This window comes from Streptomyces sp. NPDC006655 (assembly GCF_040703965.1).
Lineage (GTDB): Bacteria > Actinomycetota > Actinomycetes > Streptomycetales > Streptomycetaceae > Streptomyces.
Genome location: NZ_JBEYJU010000094.1, coordinates 1 through 13,990, shown reverse-complemented (window position 1 = coordinate 13,990; position 13,990 = coordinate 1). Strand labels below are relative to the sequence as shown.

Below are 13,990 nucleotides of genomic sequence, written 5' to 3'. Positions count from 1 at the left end.
GGTACCGGTCGGTGGGCCACTCGCGTGCTGCACGTATGTGCCCAGACCAGGGGAGCGGCTGCCCACCAGACCCGGCAACGGGCCCGGCGGGATTCCCCGGCTGCGGATTGCGACCTCCCTCAACCCTGACAAGCCGAACACCAAAGGAAGAAAGAGACAGTGGCGAACCAGTCCCGCCCCAAGGTCAAGAAGTCGCGTGCCCTCGGCATCGCGCTGACCCCGAAGGCCGTCAAGTACTTCGAGGCCCGTCCCTACCCGCCGGGTGAGCACGGCCGTGGCCGCAAGCAGAACTCGGACTACAAGGTCCGTCTGCTGGAGAAGCAGCGTCTGCGCGCGCAGTACGACATCTCCGAGCGCCAGCTGGTCCGTGCCTACGAGCGTGCCTCCAAGGTGCAGGGCAAGACCGGTGAGGCCCTGATCGTCGAGCTGGAGCGCCGCCTCGACGCGCTGGTCCTGCGTTCGGGCATCGCCCGCACGATCTACCAGGCCCGCCAGATGGTCGTCCACGGCCACATCCAGGTCAACGGCCAGAAGACCGACAAGCCGTCCTTCCGGGTCCGCCCGGACGACGTCGTGCAGGTCCGCGACCGTTCCAAGGACAAGACGCTCTTCCAGGTCGCCCGTGAGGGTGGCTTCGCCCCCGACGGCGAGACCCCCCGCTACCTGCAGGTGAACCTCAAGGCCCTGGCGTTCCGCCTGGACCGCGAGCCGAACCGCAAGGAAGTTCCGGTCATCTGCGACGAGCAGCTCGTCGTCGAGTACTACGCCCGCTGATCCCAGCTCCGGCGTAGCACCTCAGCGTCAGCCCGCCGTCTCCCCGCCCTTCCGGGCGGCCGAGGCGGCGGGCTTTTGCGTGCCGGTGCCGTCCCGCAGCCGGATCGGCGACCAGCGCGCGGTAATCCGGTACGGAGCCGCATGCCCGGCGCGATAGGCTCGGTGCAGACTTTTCGACGTTCAGGCACGTTTCAGGGAGCGGGTGCGCGCAGTGTCCGGTGGAGAGGTGGCCGGGATCCTGGTGGCCGTCTTCTGGGCGATCCTGGTCTCCTTCCTCGCGGTGGCGCTCGTGAGGCTGGCCCAGACGCTCAAGGCGACCACCAAGCTCGTGGCGGACGTGACCGACCAGGCCGTCCCGCTGCTCGCCGACGCGTCCGCGGCCGTACGCTCCGCGCAGACCCAGATCGACCGGGTCGACTCGATCGCCTCCGACGTCCAGGAGGTCACGTCCAACGCCTCCGCGCTGTCCACCACCGTCGCCGCCACCTTCGGCGGCCCGCTGGTCAAGGTCGCGGCCTTCGGCTACGGGGTGCGCCGGGCACTGGCCGGCCGCAAGGCGGACGTGCCCGTGAAGGAGCCCAGGCGTACCGTGATCGTGGGCCGGACCGTGCCCGCCGCACGGCGGAAGAACCGGGGAAAGTAGGAGCCAGACCACATGTTCCGCCGTACGTTCTGGTTCACCACCGGTGTCGCCGCCGGCGTCTGGGCCACCACCAAGGTCAACCGCAAGATCCGGCAGCTGACCCCGGAGAGCCTCGCCGCCACCGCCGCGAACAAGGCGCTGGAGACCGGCCACCGGATCAAGGACCGGGCGGTCGGCTTCGCGCTCGACGTCCGCGACAACATGGCCCAGCGGGAGGAAGAGCTGGGGGAGGCGCTGGGCATCAACGCGGACCCGGCCCTGCCCGCGCCCCGGCGGCTCGCGGCCGTCGAGAACCACCACGGCAACCCGAAGTACATCGAGAACAGCAGGATTTCGAAGCACGTCGATCCCACGACGTACTCGTACGACCGGAATGAGGACCACTGATGGAGTCGGCAGAGATTCGCCGCCGCTGGCTGAGCTTCTTCGAGGAGCGCGGGCACACCGTCGTCCCTTCGGCGTCGCTCATCGCGGACGACCCGACTCTGCTCCTCGTCCCGGCCGGCATGGTGCCCTTCAAGCCCTACTTCCTGGGTGAGGTCAAGCCGCCCTTCGCCCGCGCCACCAGCGTGCAGAAGTGCGTACGCACCCCGGACATCGAAGAGGTCGGCAAGACCACCCGGCACGGCACCTTCTTCCAGATGTGCGGCAACTTCTCCTTCGGCGACTACTTCAAGGAAGGCGCCATCAAGCACGCCTGGGAGCTGCTCACCAGCCCCCAGGACAAGGGCGGTTACGGCCTGGAGCCGGAGAAGCTCTGGATCACCGTCTACAAGGACGACGACGAGGCCGAGCGCATCTGGCACGAGGTCGTCGGCGTGCCCAAGGAGCGGATCCAGCGCCTCGGCATGAAGGACAACTACTGGTCCATGGGCGTCCCCGGCCCCTGCGGCCCGTGTTCCGAGATCAACTACGACCGCGGCCCCGAGTTCGGCGTCGAGGGCGGCCCCGCCGTCAACGACGAGCGGTACGTGGAGATCTGGAACCTCGTCTTCATGCAGTACGAGCGCGGCGAGGGCATCGGCAAGGACAACTTCGAGATCCTCGGCGAACTGCCCAGCAAGAACATCGACACGGGCCTCGGTCTGGAGCGCCTCGCCATGATTCTGCAGGGCGTGCAGAACATGTACGAGATCGACACCTCCATGGCCGTCATCAAGAAGGCCACCGAGCTGACCGGCGTCCACTACGGCGACGCCCACGCCTCGGACGTCTCGCTGCGTGTCGTCACCGACCACATGCGCACCTCCGTGATGCTCATCGGCGACGGCGTCACCCCCGGCAACGAGGGCCGCGGCTACGTGCTGCGCCGCATCATGCGCCGCGCCATCCGCAACATGCGGCTGCTCGGCGCCACCGGCCCGGTCGTCCTGGACCTGATCGACACCGTGATCGCGATGATGGGTCAGCAGTACCCGGAGCTGGTCACCGACCGCGAGCGCATCGAGAAGGTCGCCGTCGCCGAGGAGAACGCCTTCCTCAAGACGCTGAAGGCCGGTACGAACATCCTCGACACGGCCGTCACCGAGACCAAGGAGGCCGGCGGCAAGGTCCTCGCCGGCGACAAGGCGTTCCTGCTCCACGACACCTGGGGCTTCCCGATCGACCTCACCCTTGAGATGGCCGCCGAACAGGGCCTCTCGGTGGACGAGGAGGGCTTCCGCCGCCTGATGAAGGAGCAGCGGGAGCGCGCCAAGGCCGACGCGCAGGCCAAGAAGACCGGCCACGCCGGTGCCGGTGCCTACCGTGAGATCGCCGACAGGACCGGCGAGACCGACTTCATCGGGTACTCGGACACCGAGGGCGAGACCACGATCGTCGGCATCCTGGTCGACGGCGTCTCCTCGCCGGCCGCCACCGAGGGCGACGAGGTGGAGATCGTCCTCGACCGCACCCCGTTCTACGCCGAGGGCGGCGGCCAGATCGGCGACACCGGCCGGATCAGGGTCGACACCGGTGCCGTCATCGAGATCCGCGACACCCAGAAGCCGGTCCCGGGCGTGTACGTCCACAAGGGCGTCGTCCAGGTCGGCGAAGTGACCGTCGGTGCCAAGGCCCACGCCTCGATCGACTCCCGTCGCCGGACCGCCATCGCCCGCGCCCACTCGGCCACCCACCTCACCCACCAGGCGCTGCGCGACGCGCTCGGCCCGACCGCCGCCCAGGCCGGTTCGGAGAACCAGCCCGGTCGCTTCCGCTTCGACTTCGGTTCGCCGTCCGCGGTTCCCACGGCCGTGATGACCGACGTCGAGCAGAAGATCAACGAGGTGCTCGCCCGCGACCTCGACGTGCGCGCCGACATCATGGGCATCGACGAGGCCAAGAAGCAGGGCGCCATCGCCGAGTTCGGCGAGAAGTACGGCGAGCGGGTCCGGGTGGTGACCATCGGCGACTTCTCCAAGGAGCTGTGCGGCGGCACCCACGTGCACAACACCTCCCAGCTGGGTCTGGTGAAGCTCCTCGGCGAGTCCTCGATCGGCTCGGGTGTGCGCCGTATCGAGGCGCTCGTCGGTGTCGACGCCTACAACTTCCTGGCCCGCGAGCACACGGTCGTCGCCCAGCTCCAGGAGCTGATCAAGGGCCGTCCGGAGGAACTGCCGGAGAAGGTCTCCGCCATGCTCGGCAAGCTGAAGGACGCCGAGAAGGAGATCGAGAAGTTCCGCGCGGAGAAGGTGCTCCAGGCCGCCGCGGGTCTGGTCGACTCCGCCAAGGACGTGCGCGGGATCGCCGTCGTCACCGGGCAGGTCCCGGACGGCACGACCCCGGACGACCTGCGCAGGCTGGTCCTCGACGTGCGCGGCCGCATCCAGGGCGGACGCGCCGCCGTGGTCGCCCTCTTCGCGGTCAACAACGGCAAGCCGCTCACGGTCATCGCCACCAACGACGCCGCCCGTGACCGCGGTCTCAGGGCCGGTGACCTGGTCCGCACCGCCGCCAAGACGCTCGGCGGCGGCGGTGGCGGCAAGCCGGACGTCGCCCAGGGCGGCGGCCAGAACCCGGCCGCGGTCGGCGAGGCCATCGACGCCGTCGAGCGCCTCGTCGACGAGACCGCCAAGTAAGGAAACGGTCGGAAATGCGCAGAGGACGTCGGCTCTCGATCGACGTCGGGGACGCCCGGATCGGGGTCGCCTCGTGCGACCCCGACGGGATCCTCGCCACCCCGGTGGAGACGGTCCCCGGCCGGGACGTTCCGGCGGCCCACCGCCGGCTGCGGCAACTGGTCGAGGAGTACGAACCGATCGAGGTCGTCGTCGGACTCCCGCGCTCCCTCAAGGGAGGTGAGGGCCCGGCCGCCGTCAAGGTCCGGGCCTTCGCCCAGGAGCTCGCCAAGGGCATCAAGCCGGTGCCGGTCCGGCTGGTCGACGAGCGGATGACGACTGTGACGGCCAGTCAGGGACTGCGTGCCTCCGGGGTGAAATCCAAGAAGGGACGCTCCGTCATCGACCAGGCCGCCGCTGTGATCATCCTTCAGCAGGCGCTGGAATCCGAACGGGTGTCAGGTAAACCACCCGGTGAGGGCGTCGAAGTGGTCATCTGATCGCGATACGGTAACGTTCCGCGCGATGCGATGGTTTTCGAACAGCCACCGCACAGCAAGAGGCGGAACGGTCCGTCGGCCCACCAGCCGCGTGATGCGCCGCCTCGCGGCTCTAGGGGATCGATGACTGAGTATGGCCGGGGCCCAGGCTCCGAACCGTGGCACCCGGAGGACCCGTTGTACGGGGACGACGGGTGGGGCGGACAGCAGGCCCACGCGGGCCGTCAGTCCCCCTACGACGGCCAGCCGCAGCACTACCCGCAGCAGTCGCAGCAGCAGTACGGCGACTGGGGCCAGCACCCGCAGGGCGGATACGACCAGCACCACGGCCAGCAGCAGTACGCCTACTACGACGAACAGGGGCAACTGCAGTACGCCGACGGGCACGGGCAGCAGCAGTACGACCAGCAGTACGCCGGTCATGCCCCGCAGCAGTACCACCAGGGCGCCTGGGACGCGGCCGGCACCCACGGCGAGGTGCCCTACGCCGCCGACCCGGGCGACCCCTACGGCCAGCAACCCGTGGCCTACGGCGGTGAGCAGCCCGACTTCTACGGCACCGAGGACGCCTACCCGCCGCCGGAGCCGCCCGGCCGCAGGCGTGAACCCGAGCCGGCCCCGCAGCCGGACCCCGCTGCCGACGAGGAGGAAGAAGAGCAGCACCCCTTCTTCACCGGCGCCGACGACGATGCCGACGAGGACGACGACGACCCGAAGGGACGCCGCGGTGGTGGCCGCGGCAAGGGGGGCAAGGAGCCCAGGGGCGGCAAGAAGACCAAGGGCGGCGAGGGAGCCAAGAAGCGCCGCAACGGCTTCGCCTGCCTGGTGGTCTGCCTGGTCTTCGGCGGCGGCGCGGCCACCGTCGGCTACTTCGGCTGGCACTTCTACCAAAATCGTTTCGGCGCGTCCCCGGACTACACGGGCAGCGGCAACGGCGAGACCGTGACCGTCCAGATCCCCAAGGGCGCGGGCGGGTACGACATCGGCCGTCGGCTGAAGGAGGCCGGCGTCGTCAAGAGCGTCGACGCGTTCGTCCACGCGCAGTCGCAGAACCCGAAGGGCAACACGATCCAGGCGGGCGCCTACACCTTGAAAAAGGAGATGTCCGCCGCGAGTTGTGTGCTGCTGATGCTCGACCCGAAGAGTCAGGCCAACGTGGTGGTCACCCCGGGCGAGCGAGCGGCCGCCGTCTACGTGGCCCTCGACAAGAAACTCGGCCTTTCCGCGGGAACCAGCAAGAAGATCGCCAGAACCGAGTACAAGAACCTCGGTCTGCCGAGCTACGCGAACACCAACAGTAAGATCATGGACCCGCTGGAAGGATTCCTCTACCCGGGCACCTATCCTGCGGCCAAGGGCATGAAGCCCGACGCGATCCTCAAGCAGATGGTCGCGGCGGCCAAGGAGCAGTACGCCACCTACGACCTCGTCGCCGAGGCCAAGAAGTACGACCTGGACAGCCCGTTGCAGGTCATCACGGTCGCGAGCCTTGTCCAGGCCGAAGGGAAGACGCACGACGACTTCCGCAAGATGGCGGAAGTGGTCTACAACCGTCTCAAGTACACGAATACCGAGACGAACCGGTTGCTCCAATTCGACTCGACCTTCAACTACCTGAAGGGCACGAGCAATATCCACATCAGCGAGTCGGAGATCAACAGCAACCAGAGCCCGTACAACACCTACACCCAGAAGGGTCTGCCGCCCGGTCCGATCGGCAACCCCGGCGAGGACGCACTGAAGGCGGCACTGAATCCGACCGACGACGGCTGGATGTACTTCGTGGCGACCGACGGTGTGAGCAACACCGAATTCGCCAAGACCAACGCCGAATTCGAAAAGCTCAAGGAAAAGTTCAATGCCACCTCGGGCCGCTGAAGCCCGCCGGGCCGCCGTGCTCGGTAAGCCCATCGCCCACTCACTCTCCCCGGTGCTGCACCGGGCCGCGTACGACGAACTCGGGCTCACCGAATGGTCGTACGAGCGCTTCGAGGTCGACGAGGCCGGGCTGCCCGGCTTCCTCGCGGAGCTGGGCCCGGAGTGGGCGGGGCTGTCGTTGACCATGCCGCTGAAGCGGGCGGTCATACCGCTGCTCGACGAGGTCAGCGAGACCGCCGCCTCGGTCGACGCCGTCAACACCGTCGTCTTCACGCAGGACGGGCGCCGAAGCGGCGACAACACCGACATCCCGGGCATGGTGGCCGCGCTCCGCGAGCACGGCATCGAACAGGTCGACTCCGCCGCCGTCCTCGGCGCCGGCGCCACCGCCTCCTCCGCGCTGGCCGCGCTCGCCCGGATCTGCACCGGCGAGGTCGTCGCCTACGTCCGCAGCGCGGCCCGTGCCGCCGAGATGCGGGAGTGGGGCGAGCGGCTCGACGTCGAGGTCCGCGTCGCCGACTGGGCCGACGCCGAGCAGGCCCTGCGCGCCCCCCTGGTGATCGCCACCACCCCCGCCGGTACCACCGACGCCCTCGCCGCCGCCGTACCGGAACGCCCCAGCACCCTCTTCGACGTCCTCTACCACCCGTGGCCCACCGGCCTGGCCGCCCGCTGGTCCATGTTCGGCGGCGCCGTGGTGAGCGGTCTGGACCTCCTGGTGCACCAGGCCGTCCTCCAGGTCGAGCAGATGACCGGCCGCAGCCCGGCCCCCGTCGAGGCGATGCGCCGCGCCGGGGAGAAGGCGCTGGCAGAGCGCTGACCGCTCCGCCGGGGAGACGGCGAGCACGGCGCCGGGGGCGCCCGTGCGGCGCCGACCTGGCACATCCGCGTCCGCCTGCTGGACCGACGGCCGGGTCCGGGGTCCGGACGTGGGAGGATCGGAGGTGGCGGACCGGGGCCGCGCACCCGGTCGGGCCGTCGCCGTACGCGAGGACACGCGTACGCAGGGCAGTACCAGGGCGCGAGCACTGAGGAGCATCGTTGAGCAGGCTGCGTTGGCTGACCGCGGGGGAGTCCCACGGTCCCGCACTTGTCGCGACGCTGGAGGGCCTTCCCGCCGGCGTGCCGATCACGACCGAGATGGTCGCCGACCACCTGGCGCGGCGGCGGCTCGGTTATGGCCGCGGTGCGCGAATGAAGTTCGAGCGCGACGAGGTCACCTTCCTCGGCGGCGTCCGGCACGGTCTGACCCTCGGCTCCCCGGTCGCGATCATGGTGGGCAACAGCGAGTGGCCCAAGTGGGAGCAGGTCATGGCGGCCGACCCGGTCGACCCCGAGATCCTCGCGGGCCTGGCCCGCAACGCCCCGCTGACCCGGCCGCGCCCCGGCCACGCGGACCTCGCCGGCATGCAGAAGTACGGCTTCGACGAGGCCCGGCCGGTCCTGGAGCGGGCCTCCGCCCGCGAGACCGCGGCCCGCGTGGCGCTCGGCGCCGTCGCCCGGTCGTACCTGAAGGAGACCGCGGGCATCGAGATCGTCTCGCATGTCGTGGAGCTGTGCTCCGTGAAGGCCCCGGCCGGCAGCTACCCGACCCCGGCCGACGTGGAGAAGCTGGACGCCGACCCGCTGCGCTGCCTGGACGCCGACGCGTCGAAGGCGATGGTGGCCGAGGTCGACCAGGCCCACAAGGACGGCGACACCCTCGGCGGTGTGGTCGAGGTGCTGGCGTACGGCGTGCCGGTCGGCCTCGGCTCGCACGTCCACTGGGACCGCAAGCTGGACGCCCGTCTCGCCGGCGCCCTGATGGGCATCCAGGCGATCAAGGGCGTGGAGATCGGTGACGGCTTCGAGCTGGCCCGGGTGCCCGGCTCCAAGGCGCACGACGAGATCGTCGGCACACCGGAGGGCATCCGGCGCGTCTCCGGCCGCGCGGGCGGAACCGAGGGCGGGCTGTCCACCGGTGAGCTGCTGCGGGTGCGGGCCGCGATGAAGCCGATCGCGACCGTGCCGCGCGCCCTGCAGACCGTGGACGTGGCGACGGGCGAGGCCGCTCAGGCGCACCACCAGCGCTCCGACGTCTCCGCCGTCCCGGCGGCCGGCATCGTCGCCGAGGCGATGGTCGCGCTCGTCCTCGCGGACGCGGTCGCGGAGAAGTTCGGCGGCGACTCCGTCCCCGAGACCCGCCGCAACGTGCGGTCGTACCTCGAGAACCTGGCCATCCGGTGAGCACCGCGCCGATGGTGGTGCTGGTCGGGCCGATGGGCGTGGGCAAGTCCACGGTCGGGCAGCTGCTCGCCGAGCGGCTCGGCGTCGGCTACCGGGACACCGACGAGGACATCGTGGCCGCCGAGGGCCGCGCCATCGCCGACATCTTCGTGGCGGAGGGCGAGCCCGCCTTCCGTGCCCTGGAGAAGCGGGCGGTACGGGTGGCGCTGGCCGAGCACGGGGGCGTCCTCGCGCTCGGCGGCGGCGCGATCCTCGACGCCGAGACACGGGCGCTGCTCGCCGGACAGCGGGTGGTCTACCTCTCGATGGACGTCGAGGAGGCCGTCAAGCGCACCGGCCTGAACGCGGCCCGGCCGCTGCTCGCCCTGAACCCGCGCAAACAGTGGCGCGAGCTGATGGAGGCGCGGCGGCACCTGTACGAGGAGGTCGCCACGGCCGTCGTGGCGACCGACGGTCGTACGCCCGAAGAGGTCACCCAAGCAGCCCTGGACGCACTGGAGTTGAAGGAAGCATGAGCGAGGCAGTCACCCGGATCCAGGTAGGCGGCACGGCGGGCACCGAGCCGTACGAGGTCCTGGTGGGCCGTCAGCTGCTCGGTGAACTGGGCGGGCTGATCGGCGAGAAGGCCAAGCGGGTCGCCGTCATCCATCCCGAGGCGCTCGCCGAGACCGGCGACGCGCTGCGAGCCGACCTGGCCGGGCAGGGCTACGAGGCGGTCGCCATCCAGGTGCCCAACGCCGAGGAGGCCAAGACCGCCGAGGTCGCCGCCTACTGCTGGAAGGCGCTCGGCCAGTCCGGGTTCACCCGCTCCGACGTCATCGTGGGCGTGGGCGGCGGCGCCACCACCGACCTGGCCGGTTTCGTGGCCGCCAGCTGGCTGCGCGGGGTGCGCTGGATCGCGATCCCGACCACCGTGCTGGCCATGGTGGACGCGGCGGTGGGCGGCAAGACGGGCATCAACACGGCCGAGGGCAAGAACCTGGTCGGCGCCTTCCACCCGCCGGCGGGCGTGCTGTGCGACCTGGCCGCCCTCGACTCCCTCCCCGTCAACGACTACGTCTCCGGGCTCGCCGAGGTCATCAAGGCGGGCTTCATCGCCGACCCCGCGATCCTGGAACTCATCGAGTCCGACCCCGAGGCGGCGCGGACCCCGGCCGGCCCGCACACGGCCGAGCTGATCGAACGCTCCATCCGGGTCAAGGCGGAGGTCGTCTCCTCCGACCTCAAGGAGTCCGGGCTGCGGGAGATCCTCAACTACGGCCACACGCTCGGCCACGCCATCGAGAAGAACGAGCGCTACAAGTGGCGGCACGGCGCCGCGGTCGCCGTCGGCATGCACTTCGCCGCCGAACTGGGCCGCCTCGCCGGACGTCTCGACGACGCGACGGCCGACCGCCACCGCACGGTCCTGGAGTCCGTGGGCCTGCCCCTGCACTACCGCTACGACCAGTGGCCCAAGCTGGTCGAGACGATGAAGGTCGACAAGAAGTCCCGCGGCGACCTGCTGCGCTTCATCGTCCTGGACGGCCTCGCCAAGCCGACCGTCCTGGAGGGCCCCGACCCGGCCGTGCTGCTCGCCGCCTATGGCGAGGTCGGCCAGTAGACCGCCGCTGTCCACGCCACCCGGTTCCGCCGCGTGGCGCGGGCACTTCGGACCGCCCCCGGCCGTTTCACCGAACGACGACCGGGGGCGGTACCGTTCGGTAACGAGCGCAGCCGCACATGACGAGACGGAGTGGCACCGGATGCAGCACGCAGTGGGATCTCCGCTGCCGCCGCCCCATCGGCCGGGGCAGGGACCGACCGGCTGGCAGCCGGCCGCACACCATCCGGGAGCGTCCCAGGGCCCCGCGCCCGTGCCGCCGCCACCGGCCGTCCCGCCACCGCCCACCGTCCCGCCGCTGCCCACGGCCCCACCGTCGTCCGATGCCACGGGCCACGTCCCGCTGCCGCCGGGCGCTCCGGTCGGGATCCCGACCGCACCCCCGGCCGCGGCCACCGCGCCCGACCCCGCCGCCACCACCCTGGCCGTCCTCCTCATCGGCCCGGCCGGGGCGGGCAAGACCAGCGTGGCCAAGTACTGGGCGGACCACCGCCGGGTGCCCACGGCCCACATCAGCCTCGACGACGTCCGCGAATGGGTCCGCTCCGGCTTCGCCGACCCCCAGTCCGGCTGGAACGACAACTCCGAGGCCCAGTACCGCCTCGCCCGCCGCACCTGCGGCTTCGCCGCGCGCAACTTCCTGGCCAACGGCATCTCGTGCGTCCTCGACGACGCGGTCTTCCCGGACCGCCCGGTGGTCGGCCTCGGCGGCTGGAAGCGCCACGTAGGCCCGGGCCTGCTGCCCGTCGTCCTCCTGCCCGGCCTCGACATCGTCCTCGAGCGCAACGCGGAACGCTCGGGAAACCGCCGACTCACCGACGAGGAGGTGGCCCGCATCCACGGCCGCATGGCCGGCTGGTACGGCTCCGGCCTCCCGATCATCGACAACTCGCAGCTGGACGTGCCGACCACGGCAAGGGTCCTGGACGAGGTCCTGGCGAGGGCGATCGCGAGCCCTCCGAACTGGTGACGAGGGTGAGCGGAGACACCTGGGGGTGCTGGGGGTACCCCCGGCCGAAGGCTGGGGGAGGAACTGCGGGACCGGCCCCCACCGGCCGCACCCGACGGCGCACCCCACTCGGCCCTCCCAACCGGCACAATTCACCCATCACTCCTACGCTCGTGTCATGTCCGAGGTGTACGCCGCCCGCCGAACCCGCCTGAGGGACCGCTGCCAGGCCAGCGGCAGCGCCTGCGCGCTGGTCTCACGCCCCGCCAACGTGAGGTACCTCGCCGGCGCCGCCCCGCACGGCTCCGTCCTGCTGCTCGGGAAACACGAGGATCTCCTGGTGAGTCCGGGCCCGCTGGACGACCGCCCCGCCGGGGCCCGCGCCGACGACTCCCTCCGCCCGCACCTCCTGGAAGGCCCCGGCGGCGACCCCGTCGTGGCCGCCGGCGGCCTCGCCGCCGCCCAGGGCGCCGACGCCCTCGCCGTCGAGGAGCACCACCTCACCGTGGCCCGGCACCGCGCCCTCGCCTCGGTCGCCCCGCGACTGCGCCTGGCCGACCTGGGCAGCGCCGTCGAGCAACTCCGGGTCGTCAAGGACGAGGAGGAGATCTCCTGTCTGCGCATCGGCGCCGAGATCGCCGACCAGGCCCTCGGTGAACTGCTGGAGTCGATCCTCGTCGGCCGCACCGAACGGCACCTCGCCCTGGAGCTGGAGCGCCGCCTGGTCGACCACGGCGCCGACGGCCGGGCCTTCCCGACCTCCGTGGCCACCGGACCGAACTCCGGCCGCCGCGGTCACCGCCCCACCGACCGGCGGGTCGAGGAGGGCGACTTCCTCTCCGTCTGCCTCGGCGCCACCTACCGGGGCTACCGCTGCGAGATCGGCCGCACCTTCGTCATCGGCACCTCGCCCGCGGACTGGCAGATCGAGCTGTACGACCTGGTCTTCGCCGCCCAGCGGGCCGCCCGGGAGAGCCTCGTGCCGGGCGCCGCCTGCCGGGACGTGGACCGCGCGGCCCGCCACGTCCTGGACTCCGCGGGCCACTCCGAGGGCCTGCAACCCCTGACGGGACACGGCGTCGGACTCGAAATCGACGAGGACCCGCAGCTCGCTCCCGCGGCCATGGGTAAACTGGACGCTTGCGTGCCGGTCACCGTCGAACCGGGGGTCCACCTCCCGGGCCGGGGCGGTGTCCGGATCGATGACACGCTCGTCGTACGCCCCGAGGCGGACGGCGGACCCGAGCTACTCACCATCACGACCAAGGAGCTGCTCGCACTATAGGGAAGGTGCGTGCGCCGGGGTCGTCCACGTCAGTCCAGGAGATTCCGCAACCGTGGCTTCCACGAACGACCTCAAGAACGGCCTGGTGCTCAAGCTCGAAGGCGGCCAGCTCTGGTCCGTCGTCGAGTTCCAGCACGTCAAGCCCGGCAAGGGCCCCGCATTCGTGCGCACCAAGCTCAAGAACGTGCTGTCCGGCAAGGTCGTCGACAAGACCTTCAACGCCGGCGTCAAGGTCGAGACGGCCACTGTCGACAAGCGCGACATGCAGTTCTCGTACATGGACGGCGAGTACTTCGTCTTCATGGACATGGACACGTACGACCAGCTGCACATCGACCGGAAGACCGTCGGCGACGCCGCGAACTTCCTGATCGAGGGCTTCACGGCCGTCGTCGCCCAGCACGAGGGCGAGGTGCTCTTCGTCGAGCTGCCCGCCGCCGTCGAGCTGACCATCCAGGAGACCGAGCCCGGCGTCCAGGGCGACCGCTCCACCGGCGGCACCAAGCCCGCCACGCTGGAGACCGGCCACCAGATCCAGGTCCCGCTCTTCATCACCACCGGTGAGAAGATCAAGGTCGACACCCGTACCAGCGACTACCTCGGCCGGGTGAACGGCTAACCGTGGCTGCCCGCAACACGGCCCGCAAGCGCGCCTTCCAGATCCTCTTCGAGGGCGACCAGCGCGGGGCCGACGTCCTGACCGTGCTCGCTGACTGGGTCCGGCTGTCCCGGACCGACACCCGGCAGCCGCCGGTCAGCGAGTACACGATGCAGCTCGTCGAGGGCTACGCGGAACACGCCACGCGTATCGACGAGCTGCTCGCCCAGTACTCGGTGGGCTGGACCCTCGACCGGATGCCGGTCGTCGACCGCAACATCCTGCGCCTGGGTGCCTACGAGCTGATCTGGGCCGACGAGACGCCGGACGCCGTCGTCCTCGACGAGATGGTGCAGATGGCCAAGGAGTTCTCGACGGACGAGTCACCGGCGTTCGTGAACGGGCTCCTCGGGCGTCTGAAGGAGTTGAAGCCGTCGCTGCGCCGAGAGGCGTAGCCGACGGAACGCCGGAAGGCCCGCAGCTGCTCGCTGCGGGC

14 protein-coding genes are annotated in these 13,990 nt (G+C 70.7%); all 14 read left to right on the top strand.

All coding sequences use genetic code 11. The annotated features are described in order from the left end of the window. The first annotated feature begins 159 nt into the window (after nucleotides 1-159). Nucleotides 160-774, top strand: coding sequence for a 30S ribosomal protein S4 (rpsD, locus tag AB0958_RS35895; RefSeq protein WP_046726586.1), 615 nt, complete (start codon nucleotides 160-162; stop codon nucleotides 772-774). Between the two features lie 202 nt (nucleotides 775-976). Beyond that, nucleotides 977-1,417, top strand: a complete 441-nt coding sequence (locus AB0958_RS35890; protein WP_366894661.1) for a DUF948 domain-containing protein — start codon at nucleotides 977-979, stop codon at nucleotides 1,415-1,417. Nucleotides 1,418-1,429: 12 nt separating this feature from the next. Further along, the gene (locus tag AB0958_RS35885) at nucleotides 1,430-1,804 is read left to right on the top strand and encodes a hypothetical protein (RefSeq protein ID WP_366894660.1); all 375 of its coding nucleotides are present in this window, start codon (nucleotides 1,430-1,432) and stop codon (nucleotides 1,802-1,804) included. After that, nucleotides 1,804-4,476, top strand: coding sequence for an alanine--tRNA ligase (gene alaS / locus AB0958_RS35880; RefSeq protein WP_366894659.1), 2,673 nt, complete (start codon nucleotides 1,804-1,806; stop codon nucleotides 4,474-4,476). The genes AB0958_RS35885 and alaS overlap by 1 nt, the downstream gene beginning before the upstream one ends. A 14-nt stretch (nucleotides 4,477-4,490) precedes the next feature. Further along, entirely contained in the window at nucleotides 4,491-4,955 is a 465-nt protein-coding gene (ruvX, locus tag AB0958_RS35875) for a Holliday junction resolvase RuvX (RefSeq protein ID WP_132889276.1), read from the top strand. 123 nt (nucleotides 4,956-5,078) lie between these two features. After that, on the top strand, nucleotides 5,079-6,833 hold the full coding sequence (gene mltG / locus AB0958_RS35870; protein WP_366894658.1) for an endolytic transglycosylase MltG: 1,755 nt from the start codon (nucleotides 5,079-5,081) through the stop codon (nucleotides 6,831-6,833). Then, on the top strand, nucleotides 6,814-7,653 hold the full coding sequence (locus AB0958_RS35865; RefSeq protein ID WP_366894657.1) for a shikimate dehydrogenase: 840 nt from the start codon (nucleotides 6,814-6,816) through the stop codon (nucleotides 7,651-7,653). Before mltG ends, AB0958_RS35865 begins: the two co-directional genes overlap by 20 nt. A gap of 221 nt (nucleotides 7,654-7,874) precedes the next feature. Then, nucleotides 7,875-9,059 (top strand): chorismate synthase, encoded by a 1,185-nt coding sequence (aroC, locus tag AB0958_RS35860; protein ID WP_366894656.1) that lies wholly within the window; start codon nucleotides 7,875-7,877, stop codon nucleotides 9,057-9,059. Between the two features lie 11 nt (nucleotides 9,060-9,070). Further along, the gene (locus tag AB0958_RS35855) at nucleotides 9,071-9,574 is read left to right on the top strand and encodes a shikimate kinase (protein ID WP_366894679.1); all 504 of its coding nucleotides are present in this window, start codon (nucleotides 9,071-9,073) and stop codon (nucleotides 9,572-9,574) included. Further along, a complete protein-coding gene (aroB, locus tag AB0958_RS35850; RefSeq protein ID WP_366894655.1) occupies nucleotides 9,571-10,662 on the top strand; it encodes a 3-dehydroquinate synthase in 1,092 nt (363 codons plus the stop codon). Before AB0958_RS35855 ends, aroB begins: the two co-directional genes overlap by 4 nt. Before the next feature lie 142 nt (nucleotides 10,663-10,804). Then, entirely contained in the window at nucleotides 10,805-11,632 is an 828-nt protein-coding gene (locus AB0958_RS35845) for a Pro-rich N-terminal domain-containing protein (protein ID WP_366894654.1), read from the top strand. A gap of 157 nt (nucleotides 11,633-11,789) precedes the next feature. Beyond that, nucleotides 11,790-12,896: an aminopeptidase P family protein gene (locus AB0958_RS35840; RefSeq protein ID WP_366894653.1), complete on the top strand. Its 1,107-nt coding sequence runs from the start codon at nucleotides 11,790-11,792 to the stop codon at nucleotides 12,894-12,896. Between the two features lie 52 nt (nucleotides 12,897-12,948). Next, on the top strand, nucleotides 12,949-13,515 hold the full coding sequence (efp, locus tag AB0958_RS35835) for an elongation factor P (RefSeq protein WP_132889284.1): 567 nt from the start codon (nucleotides 12,949-12,951) through the stop codon (nucleotides 13,513-13,515). A gap of 2 nt (nucleotides 13,516-13,517) precedes the next feature. Beyond that, nucleotides 13,518-13,949, top strand: coding sequence for a transcription antitermination factor NusB (nusB, locus tag AB0958_RS35830; RefSeq protein WP_366894652.1), 432 nt, complete (start codon nucleotides 13,518-13,520; stop codon nucleotides 13,947-13,949). Nucleotides 13,950-13,990 lie beyond the last annotated feature (41 nt).